The sequence below is a fragment of the Streptomyces sp. NPDC051207 genome, from assembly GCF_040682395.1.
Classification (GTDB): domain Bacteria; phylum Actinomycetota; class Actinomycetes; order Streptomycetales; family Streptomycetaceae; genus Streptomyces.
The window spans coordinates 33,717-52,930 of the sequence record NZ_JBFBAX010000027.1; the positions used below are offsets into that span (position 1 = coordinate 33,717).

At 75.0% G+C, this 19,214-nt stretch carries 18 protein-coding genes; 9 read left to right on the plus strand and 9 right to left on the minus strand.

The genetic code is table 11. The features are described from left to right. Positions 1-169: 169 nt before the first annotated feature. From AB0M97_RS23880 to fxsA, 3 genes are all read left to right on the plus strand, one after another. Positions 170-1,801: an amidohydrolase gene (locus tag AB0M97_RS23880; RefSeq protein WP_365962988.1), complete on the plus strand. Its 1,632-nt coding sequence runs from the start codon at positions 170-172 to the stop codon at positions 1,799-1,801. 574 nt (positions 1,802-2,375) lie between these two features. Continuing rightward, a complete protein-coding gene (locus tag AB0M97_RS23885) occupies positions 2,376-3,239 on the plus strand; it encodes a polyprenol monophosphomannose synthase (protein WP_365962989.1) in 864 nt (287 codons plus the stop codon). Between the two features lie 83 nt (positions 3,240-3,322). Then, a complete protein-coding gene (fxsA, locus tag AB0M97_RS23890) occupies positions 3,323-3,901 on the plus strand; it encodes an FxsA family membrane protein (protein WP_365962990.1) in 579 nt (192 codons plus the stop codon). Positions 3,902-3,996: 95 nt separating this feature from the next. Here fxsA and AB0M97_RS23895 read toward each other — a convergent pair whose 3' ends face one another. From AB0M97_RS23895 to AB0M97_RS23910, 4 genes are all read right to left on the minus strand, one after another. Beyond that, entirely contained in the window at positions 3,997-4,371 is a 375-nt protein-coding gene (locus AB0M97_RS23895) for an RNA polymerase-binding protein RbpA (RefSeq protein WP_003977404.1), read from the minus strand. A gap of 255 nt (positions 4,372-4,626) precedes the next feature. Further along, the gene (locus AB0M97_RS23900) at positions 4,627-5,979 is read right to left on the minus strand and encodes an MFS transporter (protein WP_365962991.1); all 1,353 of its coding nucleotides are present in this window, start codon (positions 5,977-5,979) and stop codon (positions 4,627-4,629) included. A gap of 56 nt (positions 5,980-6,035) precedes the next feature. Then, entirely contained in the window at positions 6,036-6,803 is a 768-nt protein-coding gene (locus AB0M97_RS23905) for a glycerophosphodiester phosphodiesterase (RefSeq protein WP_365962992.1), read from the minus strand. Beyond that, complete coding sequence (locus AB0M97_RS23910; RefSeq protein ID WP_365962993.1) at positions 6,800-7,489, minus strand: hypothetical protein; 690 nt, start codon at positions 7,487-7,489, stop codon at positions 6,800-6,802. Before AB0M97_RS23910 ends, AB0M97_RS23905 begins: the two co-directional genes overlap by 4 nt. Before the next feature lie 64 nt (positions 7,490-7,553). Between AB0M97_RS23910 and AB0M97_RS23915 the strand changes: the two genes are divergently transcribed. Continuing rightward, the gene (locus AB0M97_RS23915) at positions 7,554-9,062 is read left to right on the plus strand and encodes a PLP-dependent aminotransferase family protein (RefSeq protein ID WP_365962994.1); all 1,509 of its coding nucleotides are present in this window, start codon (positions 7,554-7,556) and stop codon (positions 9,060-9,062) included. Positions 9,063-9,103: 41 nt separating this feature from the next. Here AB0M97_RS23915 and AB0M97_RS23920 read toward each other — a convergent pair whose 3' ends face one another. Further along, on the minus strand, positions 9,104-10,789 hold the full coding sequence (locus tag AB0M97_RS23920; protein ID WP_365962995.1) for a hypothetical protein: 1,686 nt from the start codon (positions 10,787-10,789) through the stop codon (positions 9,104-9,106). Between the two features lie 41 nt (positions 10,790-10,830). Next, positions 10,831-11,025, minus strand: a complete 195-nt coding sequence (locus tag AB0M97_RS23925) for a hypothetical protein (RefSeq protein WP_279551584.1) — start codon at positions 11,023-11,025, stop codon at positions 10,831-10,833. Between the two features lie 296 nt (positions 11,026-11,321). On the opposite strand from AB0M97_RS23925, the gene AB0M97_RS23930 reads away from it, so the two are divergent. The 5 genes from AB0M97_RS23930 to AB0M97_RS23950 all read left to right on the plus strand — a co-directional run bounded on the left by AB0M97_RS23930 (position 11,322) and on the right by AB0M97_RS23950 (position 16,787). Further along, complete coding sequence (locus tag AB0M97_RS23930) at positions 11,322-11,714, plus strand: ankyrin repeat domain-containing protein (RefSeq protein ID WP_365962996.1); 393 nt, start codon at positions 11,322-11,324, stop codon at positions 11,712-11,714. Positions 11,715-12,025: 311 nt separating this feature from the next. Beyond that, positions 12,026-13,444, plus strand: a complete 1,419-nt coding sequence (locus AB0M97_RS23935) for a HEAT repeat domain-containing protein (RefSeq protein ID WP_365962998.1) — start codon at positions 12,026-12,028, stop codon at positions 13,442-13,444. Positions 13,445-13,630: 186 nt separating this feature from the next. After that, on the plus strand, positions 13,631-14,758 hold the full coding sequence (locus tag AB0M97_RS23940) for a glycosyltransferase family 1 protein (protein WP_365962999.1): 1,128 nt from the start codon (positions 13,631-13,633) through the stop codon (positions 14,756-14,758). Continuing rightward, positions 14,755-15,933 carry a glycosyltransferase gene (locus tag AB0M97_RS23945; protein WP_365963000.1) on the plus strand — a complete coding sequence of 393 codons (1,179 nt, stop codon included), beginning with the start codon at positions 14,755-14,757 and terminating at the stop codon, positions 15,931-15,933. Before AB0M97_RS23940 ends, AB0M97_RS23945 begins: the two co-directional genes overlap by 4 nt. Beyond that, positions 15,930-16,787 (plus strand): SGNH/GDSL hydrolase family protein, encoded by an 858-nt coding sequence (locus AB0M97_RS23950; protein WP_365963001.1) that lies wholly within the window; start codon positions 15,930-15,932, stop codon positions 16,785-16,787. The genes AB0M97_RS23945 and AB0M97_RS23950 overlap by 4 nt, the downstream gene beginning before the upstream one ends. 140 nt (positions 16,788-16,927) lie before the next feature. On the opposite strand, the gene AB0M97_RS23955 is transcribed toward AB0M97_RS23950, so the two are convergent. From AB0M97_RS23955 to AB0M97_RS23965, 3 genes are read right to left on the minus strand one after another with little or no spacing between them, the layout of a single operon-like run. Further along, complete coding sequence (locus AB0M97_RS23955) at positions 16,928-17,797, minus strand: biotin-dependent carboxyltransferase family protein (RefSeq protein ID WP_365963002.1); 870 nt, start codon at positions 17,795-17,797, stop codon at positions 16,928-16,930. Then, positions 17,794-18,453 (minus strand): allophanate hydrolase subunit 1, encoded by a 660-nt coding sequence (locus tag AB0M97_RS23960; protein ID WP_365963003.1) that lies wholly within the window; start codon positions 18,451-18,453, stop codon positions 17,794-17,796. Before AB0M97_RS23960 ends, AB0M97_RS23955 begins: the two co-directional genes overlap by 4 nt. Next, positions 18,450-19,208: a 5-oxoprolinase subunit PxpA gene (locus AB0M97_RS23965; RefSeq protein WP_365963004.1), complete on the minus strand. Its 759-nt coding sequence runs from the start codon at positions 19,206-19,208 to the stop codon at positions 18,450-18,452. The genes AB0M97_RS23960 and AB0M97_RS23965 overlap by 4 nt, the downstream gene beginning before the upstream one ends. Between the last annotated feature and the right edge of the window lie 6 nt (positions 19,209-19,214).

A 19,214-nucleotide genomic window follows, 5' to 3' on the forward strand; every position in this document is an offset into this window, starting at 1 on the left:
TGCCTGATTGCCGGGTGTCCGACTGGTGCGGGTTCGATCGCCGGGAGTCCGACTGCTGTGTGTCGGGCGCGCGCCCGGCGCGGGACCGGGCCCACGTGCCGGGGCGCGTGCCCGGCGCAGACCCGACCTGCGTGCGGCGGCCGGGGCGTCAGGCGCGACACTGTGCGTCATGAGTGAACGCACCGCCCCGCCCAAGACCGTCCTGCTCCGCCGCGGAGAAGTCCACAGCCCCGCCGACCCCTTCGCGACCGCGATGGTCGTGGAGCGCGGTCAGGTCGCCTGGGTCGGCTCGGAAGGCGCCGCCGACGCCTTCGCGGGCGGCGTGGACCAGGTGATCGACCTCGACGGGGCGCTCGTCACGCCCGCGTTCACCGACGCCCACGTGCACACGACCTCCACCGGCCTGGCCCTCACCGGCCTCGACCTGACCGGCGCCGCCACCCGCGAGGAGGCCCTCGACCTCGTGCGCGCGTTCGCCGCCGCCCGCCCCGCAGACCGGGTCCTGCTCGGGCACGGCTGGGACGCCTCGCGCTGGCCCGGCGGGCAGCCGCCGACCCGGGCCGAGCTCGACGCGGCCACCGGAGGCCGGCCCCTCTACCTCAGCCGCATCGACGTGCACTCCGCGGTCGTCACCACCGCCCTGCTGGACCTAGCTTCCAGATGTTCCGGCGGCTTCCGCGACCTCACCCGCGAGGACGGCCCGCTCACCGCCGACGCACACCACGCCGTCCGCGCCGCCGCCTTCGCCGCGATCACCCCCGGGCAGCGCGCCGAGGCCCAGCGCACGGCCCTCGCGCACGCCGCCTCCCTCGGCATCGGCACCCTTCACGAGTGCGCGGGGCCCGAGATCTCCTCCGAGGACGACCTGGCGGGCCTGCTGCGACTGGCCGCCGAGGAGCCGGGGCCGCGGGTCGTCGGCTACTGGGCCGAACCCGGCGAGGAGGGCATCGCCCGGGCCCGTGAGCTGGGCGCGGCCGGCGCCGCGGGAGACCTCTTCGTGGACGGCGCCCTCGGCTCGCACACCGCCTGCCTGCACCACCCGTACGCCGACGCGGGCCACACCGGCACCGCCTACCTGGACGCCGCCGCCGTCGCCGCCCACGTCGTCGCCTGCACCGAGGCGGGCCTCCAGGCCGGGTTCCACGCGATCGGCGACGCCGCCGTGACCGCCGTCGTGGAGGGCATGCGCGCCGCCGCCGACAAGGTGGGCCTCGCCCGTGTCCGCGCCGCCCGGCACCGCGTCGAGCACGTCGAGATGCTCACCCCCGAGACCATCGCCGCCTTCGCCGAACTCGGCCTCACCGCCTCCGTGCAGCCCGCCTTCGACGCGCTGTGGGGCGGCGAGGACGGCATGTACGCCCAGCGCCTCGGCGTCGAGCGGGCCCGCACCCTGAACCCCTTCGCGGCCCTGCTGAAGGCCGGTGTCCCGCTCGCGCTCGGCTCCGACAGCCCGGTCACCCCGCTGGACCCGTGGGGCACCGTGCGCGCCGCCGCCTTCCACCGCACGCCCGAGCACCGGGTGTCCGTGCGCGCCGCGTTCACCGCGCATACGCGGGGCGGCTGGCGGGCGGCCGGACGGGACGACGCGGGTGTCCTGGTACCGGGCGCGCCCGCGGACTACGCCGTGTGGCGCACCGGCGAGCTGGTCGTGCAGGCCCCCGACGACCGCGTCGCGCGCTGGTCCACCGACCCGCGCTCGGGCACCCCCGGCCTGCCGGACCTCACGCCCGGCCGGGACCTGCCTGTCTGCCTGCGCACCGTGGTGGGCGGCCGGACGGTGTTCGTACGGCCGGGCGAGTGATCTGCCGGGCCGCCCGGCCGCCGGACGGCTGCCGGGCCCTCGTCGCGCGACCTGCGCATCCTCCGCGCCGACCAGGCCGTCGAGCGGCGAGGCGCAGGTCAAGCGACTGTTGACAGGCGGCGGCCCGGGGCCGGTAGGTCGGGTCCACCACCGGACGCCCGACCGGGGAACCTCCGCGCACGCGTCCCGGCGCCGCTGGGTCACGGACGGTGTGCCGCACCGGGACACCGCCACTGGGAGCCAGGCTCAGCGCAGGCACGGCGACGAGGACCTTCCAACCGGTCGGGAGGTGTGACGCGGGCGGGGCCCGGGCGCTCAGTAGACAACGGCTTTCGGTCGATCCACAGCCAGCGGGTCCCGGGCCGGCCCGAAGGGCGCCGGGCCCCCGTCCGCCGTACGGCGGCCCCCCCCGGACGCGTCCGGGTGACCTCGTGCGGGCCCCGCGTCCGTCGCCGGAACCCGAGTGCCTACCCCGCTCCGGCCGAATCCACACCGCCGGACGTCCGTGCCGTCGCGTCCGCGCAGGCCGGGCCCACTATGGTGGTCCCCTGCGTACGGACATGAAGGGGCAGTAGTGAACGACGGCGACGGGACTCCTGCGGCAGGAGCCCAGGAGAGGCAGTTCGGCCCGCTCGGCACGGCGTTGGTGATCATCCCGACCTACAACGAGGCCGAGAACATCAAGGCCATCGTCGGCCGGGTGCGCAAGGCCGTCCCCGAGGCGCACGTCCTGGTGGCCGACGACAACAGCCCCGACGGCACGGGCAAGCTCGCCGACGAACTGGCCGCCCGGGACGACCACGTGCAGGTGCTGCACCGCAAGGGCAAGGAGGGCCTCGGCGCCGCCTACCTCGCGGGCTTCCACTGGGGTCTGGAGCACGGCTACGGCGTGCTGGTCGAGATGGACGCCGACGGCTCCCACCAGCCCGAGGAGCTGCCCCGCCTGCTCACCGCGCTCAAGGGCGCCGACCTGGTGCTCGGCTCCCGCTGGGTGCCCGGCGGGCGGGTGGTGAACTGGCCCAAGTCCCGCGAGGTCATCTCCCGCGGCGGGAGTCTCTACTCGCGCCTGGCCCTCGATCTGCCGCTGCGCGACATCACCGGCGGCTACCGCGCCTTCCGCCGCGAGACGCTGGAAGGGCTCGGCCTCGACGACGTCGCCTCGCAGGGCTACTGCTTCCAGGTCGACCTGGCCCGCCGCGCGGTCAAGGCCGGGTACCACGTGGTCGAGGTGCCCATCACCTTCGTGGAGCGCGAGCACGGCGACTCCAAGATGAGCCGGGACATCCTGGTGGAGGCGCTGTGGCGGGTCACGGCGTGGGGCGTGGGGGAGCGGGTCGGCAAGGTGGTGGGCCGGGGCGAGAAGCCCGCGGCCAAGCCTGCCGCCACCAAGCCCGCAGCCGAGGCCGCCGAGAAGCCCGCCGAGCCCGGGCGACCCTGAGGAACCGTGGCGGCATGGGCGGCGGTGGCGGCCTGGGCCGTTCCCTTATCCCGCGCTGAGCCGGTCCCAGGCACACTGGACGCATGACGACTGGCGCTCAGACCCCCAGGTATCCGGCCCGGCCCCGGCGCTCCCGGCTGCGTACGCTCCTGCCGCTGGGTGCCGCCGCGTGGCTCGTCCTGGAGGTCTGGCTGCTGACGGTGATCGCCGGCGCGTCGAGCGGGCTGGTGGTCTTCCTGATCCTGGTGGCGGGCTTCGTCCTCGGCTCCGGGGTGATCAAGCGGGCCGGGCGGCGGGCCTTCCAGAACCTCACCGAGACGCTGCAACAGCAGCAGGGCGGCGTGCCGCCCACGGCCCGGCCGAACAGCGAGGGCAACGGCCTGACGATGCTGGGCGGCCTGCTCCTGATCCTGCCCGGCGTGATCTCCGACGCCCTGGGCCTGGTCATGCTTCTGCCGCCCGTCCAGAAGGCGGTGAGCCGGTACGCCGAGCGCACCTTCGAACGCAAGCTCCGCGAGGCCTCGCAGGGCGGCGGCCTGGGGGACGCCTTCCGGCAGGCCCGTATGCACCGCCCCGACGGCAAGGTCGTCCCCGGCGAGGTCGTCCGGGACGAGCCCGGCGACACCCCGCGCGAGCAGCCGCGCCCGCCGCTCACGCACTGAGGAACGGAAAAACCGCGGGCGCCGTACGTCAGCTGACGTACGGCGCCCGCGGTTCACCACGTGTGGGGAAACAGTCGCCCGAGCCCTTGCGGGGATTACGCGCTCTTGCGGCTGTCCCGCGGATGCACCGCGATGTTCATCGCGCCGGACCGCAGAACGGCCAGCCGCTCCTCGAGGACCTCTTCGAGCTCCTCACGGGTACGGCGCTCCATCAGCATGTCCCAATGCGTACGCGCGGGCTTGGCCTTCTTCTCTTCCGGACCGTCGCCGTCCACGAGGAGTGCCTGGGCCCCGCAGACCTTGCACTCCCACTCCGGCGGGATCTCCGCCTCCACCGAGAAGGGCATCTCGAAGCGGTGCCCCTTCTCGCATGCGTACTCCACGGCCTGGCGCGGGGCCAGGTCGATGCCGCGGTCCGTCTCGTAGCTGGTCACCACGAGGCGCGTGCCGCGAAGAGCTCGCTCACTCATGAATCGTGCCTCCCGGGCTTGTCGCCCACAGGACAGGTGTCGCTGTCGTCGTCATCCGGTCAACGTCCGGTCGGCGGTAAAGATTCCCGTTCCGGGTCATGCGTCGCCGTCGTAGCCGCCCCTTGTTGTACCCACCAGCGCCCGGTTTGTCACATCTGCTAGCACATGTGACCCAGCGTTCCGGCACCTTTGACGCGCAGTAACGGTACGGCAGGCAGGCCAAACGCGTACACTACAGCCCTTTCGCTCCGAGTGCTAAATCCTCTCGGGTACGGGATTGCCCGCGTCGCCGATCGCCCGCCGCACCGGCACCCGCGCGAGCAGCGCGAAACCGAGCACGAAGAACGCCACCAGGGAGATGATCGCCTCCCGGTAACTCCCGGTCAGCTGGTAGGTGAGCCCGAACAGCAGTGGCCCCAGCCAGCTCATCCCGCGGTCACTGATCTCGTACGCCGAGAAGTACTCGGCCTCCTTCCCCGGCGGCACGAGGTGGGAGAACAGGGAGCGGGACAGCGCCTGGCTGCCGCCGAGGACGAGCCCGATGCCGGCGGCCAGCACGAAGAACCACACCGGTTCACCCGCCGGCAGGAAGTAACCGGCCGCCAGCGTCACCGTCCACGCGACCAGCGAGCCGAGGATCGTGCGCTTCGCCCCGTAGGTCCGCGCCAGCCGGCCGAGCGCAAGCGCGCCCGCCACCGCCAGCACCTGGACCAGCAGGACGGCCACGATCAACGTGGACTGGCCGAGCCCCAGCTCCTTCGAGCCGTAGACCGAGGCCTGGGAGATCACCGTCTGGATGCCGTCGTTGTAGACGAGGTACGCCAACAGGAACGACAGCGTCAGGGGGTGCCGGCGCATGTCCCGGAGCGTGGCGGCGAGCTGTGCGAAGCCGGGCAGGCCCGGCGTGGAGTCCCGCGCGGCGGTCCGCCGGTCGCGCAGCCTGCGCAGGGGAATGACGGTGAAGGCGCCCCACCACAGCCCGGCCGACGCCAGGCAGATCCGGACCGCCTCGCCCTCCGAGAGCCCGAAGCTGTCGTGCGCGGTGTAGAGGACCAGATTGGCGACGAGGACCAGGGCGCCCGCCGCGTACCCGAAGGCCCAGCCGCGCGAGGACACCGCGTCGCGCTCCTCGGGGCCCGCGATCTGCGGCAGGTAGGAGTTGCAGAGCATCATGGCGACGGACTGGGCCGCGTTGGCGACGATCAGCAGGGCGCCGCCCAGCAGGTAGCGCTCGCCGCCGAGGAAGAACATGCCCGCCGTCGCCGCCGCCCCCACATAGGCGGCGCAGCCCAACAGGGGCTTCTTGCGGCCGGTGCGGTCGGCGGCGGCGCCCACCAGCGGCATCGCCAGCACCGCGAGGATCACCGACAGGGACACCGAGTACGCGAAGAAGGAACCGGCGCGCACCGGGATCCCCAGTGGATGCACGAACCCGTCCGCGTCCGCCGCCGACTCGGCGACCGACGTCAGATAGGGGCCCAGGAACACGGTGAGCACGCTCGTCGAATAGACGGAGCACGCCCAGTCGTAGAAGTACCAGCCGCGCTGCTCGCGCCGCCGCGCGCGGGCCCCGTCGGCTTCCCCCGCCCGCACGGTGTCGGTGCCCACCCGTGCCCTCGCTTCCCCAGGAAGGTGCCGCGCGAGGGCGGCGGGCGGCGCCGGGATCAGACCCAGGCGCCGCGGTCCTCCATGACCTTGCGCAACGTGTCGATGTGATCGGTCATGATGCCATCCACCCCCAGGTCCAGGAGCCGGTGGATGCGGTCGGGTTCGTTGACCGTCCACACGTGCACCTGCAGTCCACGCGCGTGTGCCGTGCGTACGAAGCGGTGGTCCACCACCCGGACGCCCGACTGCGACTCGGGCACCTGGGCGGCGACCGCGTGACGGCGCACCGCCACGGGCACGCCCCAGGACCGCAGCCGCAGACCGAGCACGCCGCGCGTGCCGTACGAGGTGGCCAGGCGGGGCCCGGCCAGCCGCTGCGCGCGCACCACGCGGGCCTCGGAGAACGAGCCGACGCAGACGCGCTCCCAGGAGCCGGTGCGCTCGATCAGGTCCAGCAGGGGCAGCAGTGCCGGTTCCGCCTTGACGTCGACGTTCCAGCGGACCTCGGGGAACAGGTCGAGCAGCTCCTCGAAGAGGGGCACCGGCTCCTCGCCGGCCACGCGGGCCTGCCGTACCTCCGCCCACGGCAGGTCGGCGATGCGGCCCGCGCCGTCCGTCACCCGGTCCAGCGTCGCGTCGTGGAAGGCGACGAGCCGGCCGTCCCGGGTGGCGTGCACGTCGGTCTCGATGTACCGGTAGCCCGTCTCGACCGCGGTCCGAAACTGCCGGACGGTGTTCTCCAGGCCGTCCGCCGCGCCGCCCCGGTGGGCGAAGGCGAGGGGTCCCGGATGGTCGAGGTAGGGGTGGCGTATCCGCGGGGTCACGGACGCAGTATCGCGCTCCGGGGTTGCCCGACGGCAACGACCGTGCTGCCGTCGGATGCCGGCGCGACGGCGAAGACGCGCAGGAACAGCTGGGCCAGCGGGCCGATCGACACCGCGTACAGCAGGGTGCCGGCGCCGACGGTGCCGCCCAGCGCGAAACCGGTGACGACGACCGCCACCTCGACGGCGGTGCGCATCAGGCGGATCGAGCGGCCGGTGCGCCGGTGCAGCCCGGTCATCAGCCCGTCCCGCGGGCCCGGCCCGAAGCGCGCGGCGATGTACAGGCCGGTCGCCGCGCCGTTGAGGACGACACCCGCGAGCAGCAGCGGCACCCGGACCGTCAGGCTGTGCACGGCGGGCAGCAGGGCGAGGGTGCCGTCCATGGCGATGCCCACGACGAAGACGTTCGAGACGGTGCCGAGGCCGGGCCGCTGCCGCAGCGGGATCCACAGCAGCAGCACCGCGGCGCCCACGACGATCGACACGACGCCGATGGTGAGCCCGGTCAGCTCGGCGAGGCCCTGGTGGAGCACGTTCCACGGCTCGAGCCCCAGGCCCGCCTCGACGAGCAGCGCGGAACTGGCCCCGTACAGGGCGAGCCCCGCGTACAGCTGGACCAGCCGCCGTCCCAGACGTCTCTTCGCGGACAAGATGTGCCCCCCAGTGGTCGTAGTGGCCTGACGCATGACACCCTGTGGCTCGGGGAAGCATGCCAGCCATGGCCAATTCGGGGAAGGTGGACTGATTTCCATGCCGCAGTGGACCTCGGCGGTGGGGGCCGCGCAGCTGGCCCGGCTGCTCACCTCCCAGCAGGACCGGCCGACCGGCCCCGGCACCCGCCGCCCGCCCGCCTACCGGGCGCTCGCCGACGGCATCCGGCTGCTGGTGCTCGAAGGGCGCGTGCCGGTCGCCGCCCGGCTGCCCGCCGAACGCGAACTGGCCATGGCGCTGTCCGTCAGCCGCACCACCGTCGCCGCCGCCTACGAGGCGCTGCGCACCGAGGGCTTCCTGGAGTCCCGGCGCGGCGCGGGCAGCTGGACCGCCGTCCCGGCGGGCAACCCGCTTCCGGCCCGGGGTCTCGAACCGCTGCCCCCGGAGGCGCTCGGCTCCGTGATCGACCTGGGCTGCGCCTCGCTGCCCGCACCCGAGCCGTGGCTCACCCGCGCCGTGCAGGGCGCGCTGGAGGAACTGCCGCCGTACGCGCACACGCACGGCGACTATCCCGCCGGGCTGCCCGCGCTGCGCGCGATGATCGCCGAGCGCTACACCGCGCGCGGCATCCCGACCATGCCCGAGCAGATCATGGTGACGACCGGCGCGATGGGCGCCATCGACGCCATCTGCCACCTCTTCGCGCCCCGCGGCGAACGCGTCGCGGTCGAGTCGCCGTCCTACGCCAACATCCTCCAGCTCATGCGGGAGGCGGGCGCCCGGCTCGTGCCCGTCGCGATGGCGGAAGGGCTGAGCGGCTGGGACCTGGACCGCTGGCGGCAGGTCATGCGGGAGGCCGCGCCCCGGCTGGCGTACGTGGTCGCCGACTTCCACAATCCGACCGGTGCCCTCGCCGGGGAGGAACAGCGGCGGCAGCTCGTGGAGGCCGCCCGCTCGGCGGGTACGGTGATCGTCGCCGACGAGACGATGAGCGAGCTGTGGCTGGACGACGACCTGGACGACGCCGCCATGCCGCGCCCGGTGTGCGGCTTCGACCCCGCCGGGTCCACCGTGATCACCGTCGGCTCGGCGAGCAAGGCGTTCTGGGCGGGCATGCGCATCGGCTGGGTGCGGGCCGCCCCGGACGTGATCCGCAGCCTGGTCGCCGCGCGGGCCTACGCCGACCTGGGCACCCCCGTGCTGGAGCAGCTGGCCGTGAACTGGCTGTTCAGCACCGGCGGCTGGGCGCAGGCGGTGGAAGTGCGGCGCCGCCAGGCCCGGGAGAACAGGGACGCGCTCGTCGCCGCGGTCCGGCGCGAGCTGCCCGGCTGGGAGTTCGAGGTGCCCAGGGGCGGGCTCACGCTGTGGGTCCGCGCGGGCGGCCTGTCGGGCTCGCGGCTCGCCGAGGCGGGCGAACGCGTCGGCGTGCGGGTGCCGTCGGGGCCCCGCTTCGGAGTCGACGGCGCCTTCGAGGGGTATGTGCGGCTGCCGTTCACGGTCGGGGGAGCGGTGGCCGAGGAGGCGGCGGCACGGCTGGCGTCGGCCGCCCGTCTGGTGGAGAGCGGCGGCACGGCGGGCCATGAACCGCCGCGGACGTTCGTGGCGTAAGCGAGCCGTTCGTACGGCAAAGGCTGCCTGCCTGTGGAGGGTTACGACGTCTCCGCCGCCACCGCCTTCGGGGCCACCGTCTCCGGCACGAGCTGCGGGACCGGGGCCGGTGCCGCTTCCTCCGCCGGGGCCGCGGCCACCCTCTCCGGCACGAGCTGCGGCACCGGGGTCGGCTCCGGTGCCGTTTCCTCCGCCGGGGCCGGTGTCTCGTCCGCCGGGGTCGAGCGCGGCGGGAGCAGGTCCAGGACGGCCTGGCGGTGCGCGTCGCTGGTGGCGTCGTCGTACGGGTCCGGGGTCGCCGGGACCTGGAGGCGGTGCACGGGACCGCTGCCCAGCCGGGCGTAACCGCGGCCGGGCGGAAGCTGCGCGACCGGGGTGGTGCCCGGCGCGGCGCCCAGGACGGCCGTCAGCCGGTCCCGCGCGGCCGGGCCGAGGACGACACGCGCGCGCGTGTGCTGGAGGACGGCCTCGCTCAGCGTCTCCGTGCCGTCCAGCTGGTCGGCGACGACCACGGTCACGTTGGCCGGGCGGCCGTGCCGCAGCGGGACCTGGAGCAGCGACTGCGGGTCCCGGTCGCCGTCCGCCGCCGCGAGGTGCGTGAACGCGCTCGGCCGGTCCAGCAGGATCCACAGGGGTCGCCTGGTGTCCTCCGGCGGCGGCTGGCCGGCCTGACGCGCGCGGTTGGCGGCGATCAGCCGGCGCTCGGTCTCCTGCGCGGCCCACTCCAGGGTGGCCAGCGCGCCGCCGAGGTCCAGCTCCACGGCCAGCACGCCGTCCCGGCCGGTCAGGCAGGCGTACTCGCCCGTGCCGCCTCCGTCCACGATCACGACGTCGCCGTGCTGGAGCGCCTGCAGGGCGATCGAGCGCAGCAGCGTCGAGGTGCCGCTGCCCGGCTGGCCGAGGATCAGCAGATGGGGCTCGGTGGAGCGGATGCCGGTGCGCCAGACGACGGGCGGCACGTCGCACTGTTCCTCCCCGTGGGTGAGGGGGAGCGTGCGCTGCACCTGCGTGGCGTCGGTGAAGCCGAGGACCGTCTCGCCGGGGGCCGTGACGAAACGCTGGGCGGCGATGTCGGCGGGCAGCGGCGCGAGGGCGGTGAGGGTGAGCTCGTTGCCCTCCTCGTCCCACGCGATGTGGTACTCCCGCTCGCGACCCGCCTTCGCGGCGAGCAGGTGCTCGATCCGGGCGCGCGCCTCGGCCTCGCCGTCGGTGAAGTACGCCGGGTAGCGGACCACCAGCTGCGAGACCCGGCCGGTGGAGTCGAACTCGTAGGCCGGGAACGCCTTGTCCCACTCGCCGCCGTGCGCGTACAGCGGAGCGGGGTCCTCCGCGGCCGAGAAGTACGGCACGAGGGCCTCGTACAGCGATCGCAGGCGCTGGCTCTGGGACTCGTCGGGACCGTCGGGCGAGGACCCGGTGCGGTCCCGGCCCCGCCAGGCCGCCGCCGCCATCAGGGTGATGACGGCGAGCAGCGGACCGTAGGGCACCAGCGCCACGACCAGGACCACGGACGCCACCAGGAACAGCAGCGCGCCGCGCCTGTCCTTGGGGGTGGCGGTCCACTTGCGCAGGCCGGCCGAGGCCAGCCGGCGCAACCCGCGGGTGATCGTGATCAGCGGGTGGAGGACGTCGGTGGCGCCGTCGACCGCCGTCCGGGCCAGCTCCCGGCCGCGGGCGAGCTGCGCCGTGCCGGTGCTCAGAATGCGGGGGAGAGGGCGCCGGGCCACTGCTGCCTCCAGAGGGTGCGTGCGGGCGGGCGGACGGGCGTTCAGAACTTGATACCGCCGAGGAGGCTCGCGAGGCTCTCGCCGCCCGCCTTGATGCTCGGGGCGATGGCCGTGCTCGCCAGGTAGAACCCGAAGAGCGTGGCGACGATGGCGTGCGACGCCTTCAGGCCGTCCTTGCGGAAGAAGAGGAAGACGATGATGCCGAGCAGCACCACGCCTGAGATGGAGAGGATCATGTGAGTTCTCCTGGTTCGCGGGGACAGTCACCATGAGTACTTCCAGGCTCACAGCATGTATCCATACGATAAAAGGTGCAAGTGAGTGAAATTCCGGCAATTACCCTCGTTCGGCGGAGCCCTGCCCGGCCTGTCGCGGCGCACTGCCGCGTCCGGCCGGAGCTGTGTGATCTTTGCCTCGGGCGCATCCCGTCATGTGCCCCGCGAGCCAGTACCCTGGCGATTCACCCGTACGGCGCACCGCTCGCCGCCGTGCGCGCAGTCCCCGGAGTTCGCAGTGAGAGGCGGTCCCGCCGATGAGTGATGCCCCCGACCCCGAGGTCGTGGAACTCGCGACCAAGATCTTCGATCTGGCCCGGCAGGGGCGGACGGAAGCACTCGTCGCGTACGTCGACGCGGGCGTCCCGGCCGACCTCACCAACGACCGCGGCGACTCCCTCGTCATGCTCGCCGCCTACCACGGCCACGCCGACGCCGTCCGCGCGCTGCTCGCCCGCGGCGCCGACGCCGACCGGATCAACGACCGGGGCCAGACCCCCATCGCGGGAGCCGTGTTCAAGGGAGAGACGGACGTGATCCGTGCGCTCCTGGAGGGCGGCGCCGACCCGCGCGCGGGCACGCCCTCGGCCGTCGACACGGCCCGCATGTTCGGCCGCACGGAACTGCTCCAGCTGTTCGGCGAACAGTGATCCGACACTGACTCATCCGCCCTGACCAGGCACAACACGGAAAACGGGGGAGGCGGTACAGGGCCGCCGAAATATCGGTCGCGGCAGGTCTTACCGCCGAGTCATCATGACGTCGTGGTTCACGGACGCGATGGCTGGGCAGGTCTTGCCGCACCGCGCGGGCCGTGACCCGGCCCGCAAGGGTCACCGACGAGAGGCAGAGGAAGATGGTCTACAGCAAGCAGGAAGCGGCGGGCGCCCCGACGTGTTGTCTCGCGGCCAGGTAAGGCACGTCCCCGGTTGCGTCGACGCTTGATGTGAGGCTGTTTCCCATGTTCGATCCGGTCATAGCGCCCAGCGGTACGCTGCTCGGCCTGCTCCAGAGGGGCCGCGGCGACGGCACGCTGCACGCGCTCACCGCCCCCCGCGGCGAGGCGCTCGCGGCACTGAACCACTGCGTGCTGCGCGACCCCCGCCACGACTGGCAGGTCGAGAACCGCTCCCTCTACTACGCGCGCCTGTACCTCGACCTGAACGGCGGCCTCGACGCCGTGGAGGCCCACCTCTTCGACGCCGAGGACGTCCTCGACACCGAGGAGTCACGCACCGGCCTCGCCCTCGCCGTCCTCGGCCACCTCGCCTCCTACGGCAGGCGGGACGCCCTCCACCTGCTGCGCAGGTACGCCGCCCACGGCACCAACTGGGCCTGGGCCCTGGACGAGCTGGCCCTGCGGGACGACGACGCCGGGCTGCGCGCCCTCGCCGTGCCCGTCCTCGCCCGCTTCCCCGCCGACGCCGAGGGCGAGGCCGAACTCGCCGTCGCCGTCCGCGACGCCTTCGAGCCCCGGCCCTGGCGGCTGTGGGCCGACGACCCGCGACCGTCCGTCGCCGCACGCGTGCGTGCCGCGTACGAGTCCGGGTGCTTCGACCGCTGGCAGCGGCAGATGCGGCCCACCGGGCCCCGGCCGGGATGGAGCGTGCGGGCCGTCCTCGACTGGGCCCAGCAGGGCCTCGAACGCGGCGCCGCGCTGCACGTCCCGGCCGCCCGATGTCTCGCCGCCGTCGCCGCCCCCGAGGACCGGACCGAGATCCTCACGGCCGCCGCGTCGGGCACCGACGGCGCCCGCTGCACCGCCCTGCGCTACCTCGCCGACGGCAACGACCCGGCCGCGCTCGACCTGATCGAGGGCGCCGTGGCCACCGGACCGGCCGCCGTCGCGGACGCCGCCGTCGACGCCTTCGAACGGATGCGCAGTGTCGCCGCCGTCGACCGCGCCCGCCGCTGGGTGCACCGGCCCGACCCGCTCGGCGCCGCCGCCGGACGCGTCCTCGCCTGCCGCGGCGGGGCACAGGACCGGGACCTGGTCCTCGCCGCGCTGCGCGAGGCGGTACGTGGCGAAGGCCCCGACGCGCCCACCCTGTGGACCCTCGTCGACGGCACCGGACGGCTCGGCATCGCCTGCGCCGCCCCCGTACTGCGCCACGTCTACCGCGAGACCGCCTCCTCCCAGCTGCGCGGCAGGGCCGCCCGGGCCCTCGCCGCCACCGACCCCTCCTTCGCCACCGGCTTCGCGATCGAATGCCTCTGGGACTGCGAGGAGACCACCCGCGAACTGGCCGCCCGGCACGCCGAGACCGGCGACGCCCGCGTGGTCGAGCGCCTGCGCAGGCTCGCCGCCGACCCGGCCGAGGAGGCCGAGGTCCAGACGGCCGTGCGCAGCCGCATCGGACCCGACGCACCCGCGCTGTAGACCCCCGTTCGGCACGTGAGCACGGCGGATTCAGGCCTGCCGGATGAACGAGGGGTGACCCGCCGGTCAGGAGCGCATGTCCGCCGCCTGACCTGCGCGGACGTACGAGGCAACGCTCATGGGACGTTCCCCGGCCGGAAAGATCCACGTTGACGCGGCCACGTCCAGCAGGGCGACAACACCCGTATGCGTGTCGTCATCGTGACCGAATCCTTTCCTCCCGACGTGAACGGCGTGGCCCACTGCGCGCTCCAGACCGCCCGGCACCTCGTCGACCGCGGTCACGCCCCCGTCGTCGTCGCCCCGGCCCCCGCCCCCGGGAGCAAGCCCGACGCCCTCGCGCCGTGCCCCGTCTCCCACGTCCCCTCCCTGCCGCTCCCCGGCTACCCCCAGGTCCGCGTCGCGCTGCCCAGCCGGCGCCTCGCCGCGGTACTCGCCGAGCACCGCGCCGACGTCGTCCACCTGGCCAGCCCCTTCGTCCTCGGCGTGCGCGGCATGGCCGCCGCCGCCCGGCTCGGCATCCCCGCCGTCGCCGTCTACCAGACCGACCTCGCCGGATACGCCCGCACCTACATGGGCGCGGGCGAGGCCGCCGCCTGGCGCCGGATCCGCTCCGTCCACTCCGCCGCCGACCTCACCCTCGCCCCGTCCAGCGCCGCCCTGAACGACCTCCGGGCGCACGGCGTGCCCCGCGTCACGCTGTGGCCGCGCGGCGTCGACACCGTCCGCTTCCGGCCCGGCCGCCGCGACGAGACGCTGCGCTGCCGCCTCGCCCCGAACGGCGAGGTCCTCGTCGGCTACGTCGGCCGGCTCGCCCCCGAGAAGCACATCGAACTGCTCGCCGGGGTCTGCCGGCTGCCCGGCGTCCGGCTCGTCGTCGTGGGCGACGGACCCAGCCGCCCCGGCCTGGAGCAGGCCCTGCCCGGCGCCGTCTTCCTGGGCCGCCGCACCGGCGACGACCTCGCCCGCGTCTTCGCCTCCCTGGACGTCTTCGCGCACACCGGCCCCTTCGAGACCTTCTGCCAGACCGTGCAGGAGGCCATGGCCAGCGGCGTGCCCGTCGTCGCGCCCGCCGCCGGCGGCCCCCTCGACCTGGTCGCCCACGGCCGCACCGGACTGCTCGTCCCGCCGCGCGACGCGGACGCCGTACGCGACGCGGTGGCCTCCCTCGCCGCCGACCCCGCGCGCCGGGCCGGCTACGGCGCCGCCGGACGCGCCATGGTCGAGGGCCGCACCTGGGCCGCCGTCGGCGACCAGCTCATCGGCCACTACGCGGACGTGCTCGCCGCGCGGCGCTCGGTGGTGGCCGCGTGACCGCCGCCCCGCGCCCGCTGCGCATCGTCCGGCTCGCCAACTTCGTCACGCCCGCGTCCGGCGGGCTGCGCACCGCGCTGCGCGAACTCGGCAAGGGCTACGCCGCCGCCGGACACGAACCCGTCCTGATCGTGCCGGGCGAGCGGTACGACGACCGCGACACCGAACAGGGCCGCGTCATCACCCTGCCCGGGCCGCTGCTGCCCGGCACCGGCGGCTACCGCGTCCTCACCGGCAAACGGCACGTCGCCCGGCTGCTCGAAGAACTTGCGCCCGACCGGCTCGAGGTGTCCGACCGCACCACGCTGCGCTGGACCGGCACCTGGGCCCGGCGCGCCCGGGTGCCCGCCGTGATGGTCTCCCACGAGAGCGCCGACGGCGTACTGCGCACCTGGGGCCTGTCCGAGGCAGCCGCCCGGCGGGCCGCCGACAGCCTCAACCTCCGCACCGCGCACGCCTACGCGCGCGTGGTGTGCACGACCGAGTTCGCCGAGCGGGAGTTCGTCCGCATCGGTGTCCGCAACGTCGTACGGGCTCCGCTCGGCGTCGACCTGGCGGCGCGTCACCCCGCGCTGCGCGACCCCGCGCTGCGCGACCGGCACGCGCGCGAGGACGAGACGCTGCTGGTGATGTGCTCCCGGCTGTCCGTCGAGAAGCGGCCCGGCACCGCCCTCGGCGCCCTGGAGTCACTGCGGCGGCGCGGCCGGCGCGCGGTGCTGGTGGTGGCCGGGGACGGTCCGCTGCGCTCCCGGCTCCAGCAGCGGGCGCGGGAGCGCGGGCTGCCGGTGACCTTCCTCGGGCACGTCCGCGACCGCGCGCTGCTCGGCGCGCTCCAGGCGTCCGCCGACGTGTGCCTGGCACCCGGGCCCGCTGAGACGTTCGGGCTCGCCGCGCTGGAGGCGATGGCCTGCGGCACGCCCGTCGTGGCCAGCGCCTCGTCCGCGCTGCCCGAGATCATCGGCTCCGCCGGGGCCGTCGCCGCCGACCACGGCGACGCCTTCGCGGACGCCGTGGACACACTGCTCGGACGCCGGGAGAGCGACCGGCGCGAGGCGGCACGCGCGCGTGCGGAGTGCTTCGGCTGGGACACGGCCGTCGCCGCGTTCCTCGCCGCGCACGACGCTCCCGCACCGGGCACCGCACGTCCGGCGGTGGTGCCGGAGGGCGTCGCATGAGACCCACCCGGTTCGTGGCCCTCGGCGACTCGCTGACCGCGGGCGTGGGCGACCCGGTCGGCGGCGCGTGGCGCGGCTGGGCCGCGCTGCTCGCCCCCGGGCTCGGCGACGGCCCCCGCGGCACGGGCGGCTTCGCCAACCTCGCCGAGAGCGGCGCCCAGACCCGGGACGTGCGGGAACGGCAACTGCCCGCCGCGCTCGCCCTGCGGCCCGAGCTCGCCTCCGTCGTCGTCGGCGTCAACGACACGCTGCGCCGCACCTTCGACATCCACGCCGTGACCGCCCGGCTCGACGAGGTGTACGCGGCCCTCACCCGGCAGGGCACCGTGATCCTCACGGCGTGCCTGCCCGACCCCGGCGCGCTGCTCGGGCTGCCCGGCGCCCTGGCCCGGCCGCTCGCCCGGCGGCAACAGGCCGTCAACAGCGTCGTGCATGCGCTGTCCGACCGGTACGGCGCGGTGCACCTGCACGCCGCCGAGGGCGCCTGGATCACGGACCGCGCGATGTGGAGCGCGGACCGGCTGCACCCCGGCGAGCGCGGGCACCGGCACGTCGCCCTGCGGTTCCACGCGCTGCTCGCCGAACGCGGCCTCGCCACCGGCCGGGCGCCCTCACCGGAGCCCGAGGCGCCCGCGCCCGGCACCTGGCAGAGCCTGTGGTGGCTGGCCACCGCGGGCACCGGCTGGGTCACCCGGCGCTGCACCGACCTGCTGCCGCAGCTCCTGCGGCTGGCCGCCGACGAGGTCCGGCACCGCGCGCGGGGCACGAGCACGCGGCTCGACCTGCGCACGGCCGCGGCGGTGTCGGCGGCGCTGACGGCCCTCCCGGCACCGGAACGGGCGGACGCCGCCTAGGGGTTGCGGACGGGGGCGGCGTACGGCAGCGAACCGCACGGGGGTGCCGGGTGCCGCTTGGGTGGTGCGGGTGGGTGCGGTCATCGGCGGCGTACGGGGATGAAGTGCACGGGGGTGCTGGGTGGTGCGGGCGGGTGCGGTCACCGGCGGCGTACGGCAATGAACCGCACCGGTGTGCCGGGTGCCGCCTGGGCGGCGGCCGAGAGGTCGGCAGTGCGCACGACCGCGATCACCGGGTAGCCCCCGGTGGTGGGATGGTCGGCCAGGAACACCACCGGCCGGCCGTCCGGCGGCACCTGGACGGCGCCGAGGACCATGCCCTCGCTGGGAAGTTCACCATCGCGGGCCCGCTCCAGGGCGGGGCCTTCGGTGCGCAGGCCGATGCGGTTGCTGGCCGCCGACACCCGGTACGCGCGCGTGGTGAACGTCCGCAGCGCCCCGGGGGTGAACCAGTCGTCGCGGGGGCCCGGCGTCACCCGCAGCACCAGCTCGGCGGGCGGCGCGGGCTGCGGCGCGACGTCCACGCACGCGTGGCCGCCCGCCGGGGTGCCCAGCGGCAGCACCGCGCCGTCCGTCAGCGGCGCCGGGCCGAGCCCCGACAGCAGGTCGGTGGAGCGGCTGCCGAGCACCGGCTCGACGGCGATGCCACCGGACACGGCCAGATAGCCGCGTACCCCCGCGACGGCCGGTCCGACGTCCAGGAGTGCCCCGGCCGGGACGTGCACGGGCGCACCCCACGCGACCGGGCGGCCGTCCACGGTGACCCGGCAGGGGGCGCCGCCGACGGCGGCCGTGAGCGCCGAACGGGGCCGTACCGCGCAGCCGTTGAGGGTGGTCTCCAGCACGGCCGCGTCCGGTGGATTGCCGACCAGCCGGTTGACGAGCGCCGCGGCGGGCCGGTCCAGCGCCCCGGACCGCGGCACCCCGAGGTGGGCGTGCCCGGGCCTGCCGAGGTCCTGAACGGTCGTCAACGCCCCGGCGCGTACGACGCAGAGCGCACGGTCGGTCATGGGGTTCCCGTCCGGTGCGCCGAAGCTCCCTGCGAAGCGTCCGCGCCGTCCACGGGGAGGAACCGCACGTGCGTGCCCGGTGACAGCAGCGCCGCCGGTACGCGTGTGTGGTCCCACAGCACGGCGTCCGTCGTGCCGATCAGCTGCCAGCCGCCCGGCGACGAGCGCGGGTACACGCCCGTGTACGGCCCGGCCAGCGCCACCGAACCGGCCGGGACGGCCGTGCGGGGCGTGGCCCGGCGCGGCACCTCGTAGCGCGCGGGCAGACCCGTGAGGTAGCCGAAGCCCGGCGCGAAACCGCAGAAGGCCACCGTGAACTCGGTGCCCGCGTGAATGCGGGCCACCTCCTCCTCCGGCACCCCCCACAGCGCGGCGACGTCGGCCAGGTCGGGGCCGTCGTAGCGGACCGGGATGCGGATCACCTCACGCGCGCGTGGCGGAGCGGGCGGCACCTCGGCGGCGGCGAGCTCGGACGCCAGCCGGGCCGGGTCGGCGACGCCGTCCAGGAGGACCGTACGGGCCGCGGGGACGATCTCCCGGGCCGTCAGCGAGCCCTCCGCGCGGCGGCGCAGCAACTCCGCGTGGAGCGCCTCGGCCTCCTCGCCCGAGGCGACCTCGACCAGCAGGGCGGTGTCGCCGGCCGGCAGGACTCTCATACGAAGGCCTCCACCCGGACCCCGCAGGCCTCCAGCCCGTCCCGGACCCGCCGCGCCAGCTCCACCGCGCCCGGCGTGTCGCCGTGCAGGCACAGGGAACGCGCGCGTACCCCGATCGGTGTGCCGGTGTGCGAGGTGACCACGCCGTACCGGGCGAGGCCGACGGAGCGTTCCACAACGGCCTCCGGGTCGGTGATCACGGCGCCGTCCCGGCCGCGGGGCACGAGCGTGCCCCGCTGGGTGTACGCACGGTCGGCGAACGCCTCCGTGACGACCGGCAGTCCGGCCTTCCCGGCCAGTTCCAGCAGGCGGGACCCGGGCAGCCCGAGCACGGGCAGCGAGGCGCCGGCGAGGAGCACACCGTCCACGACCGCGCCGGCCTGCTCCTCGTCGTGCACGACCCGGTTGTAGAGCGCGCCGTGCGGCTTGACGTAGGCCACGTGCGCGCCCGCGGCGCGGGCGAACACCTCCAGGGCGCCGATCTGGTAGGCCACTTCGGCGGTCAGCTCGGCGGCCGGCACGTCCATCGCGCGCCGGCCGAACCCGGCCAGGTCCCGGTAGGAGACCTGGGCGCCGATCCGCACCCCCCGCTCGGCGGCCTGGTCGCACACCCGGCGCATGGTGGCCGCGTCCCCGGCGTGGAAGCCGCAGGCCACGTTGGCGCTGGTGACGACGGACAGCAGCTGTTCGTCGTCGGTCAGGCGCCAGCGGCCGAAGCCCTCACCGAGGTCGGCGTTGAGATCGATCGTGGTCATGGTTCC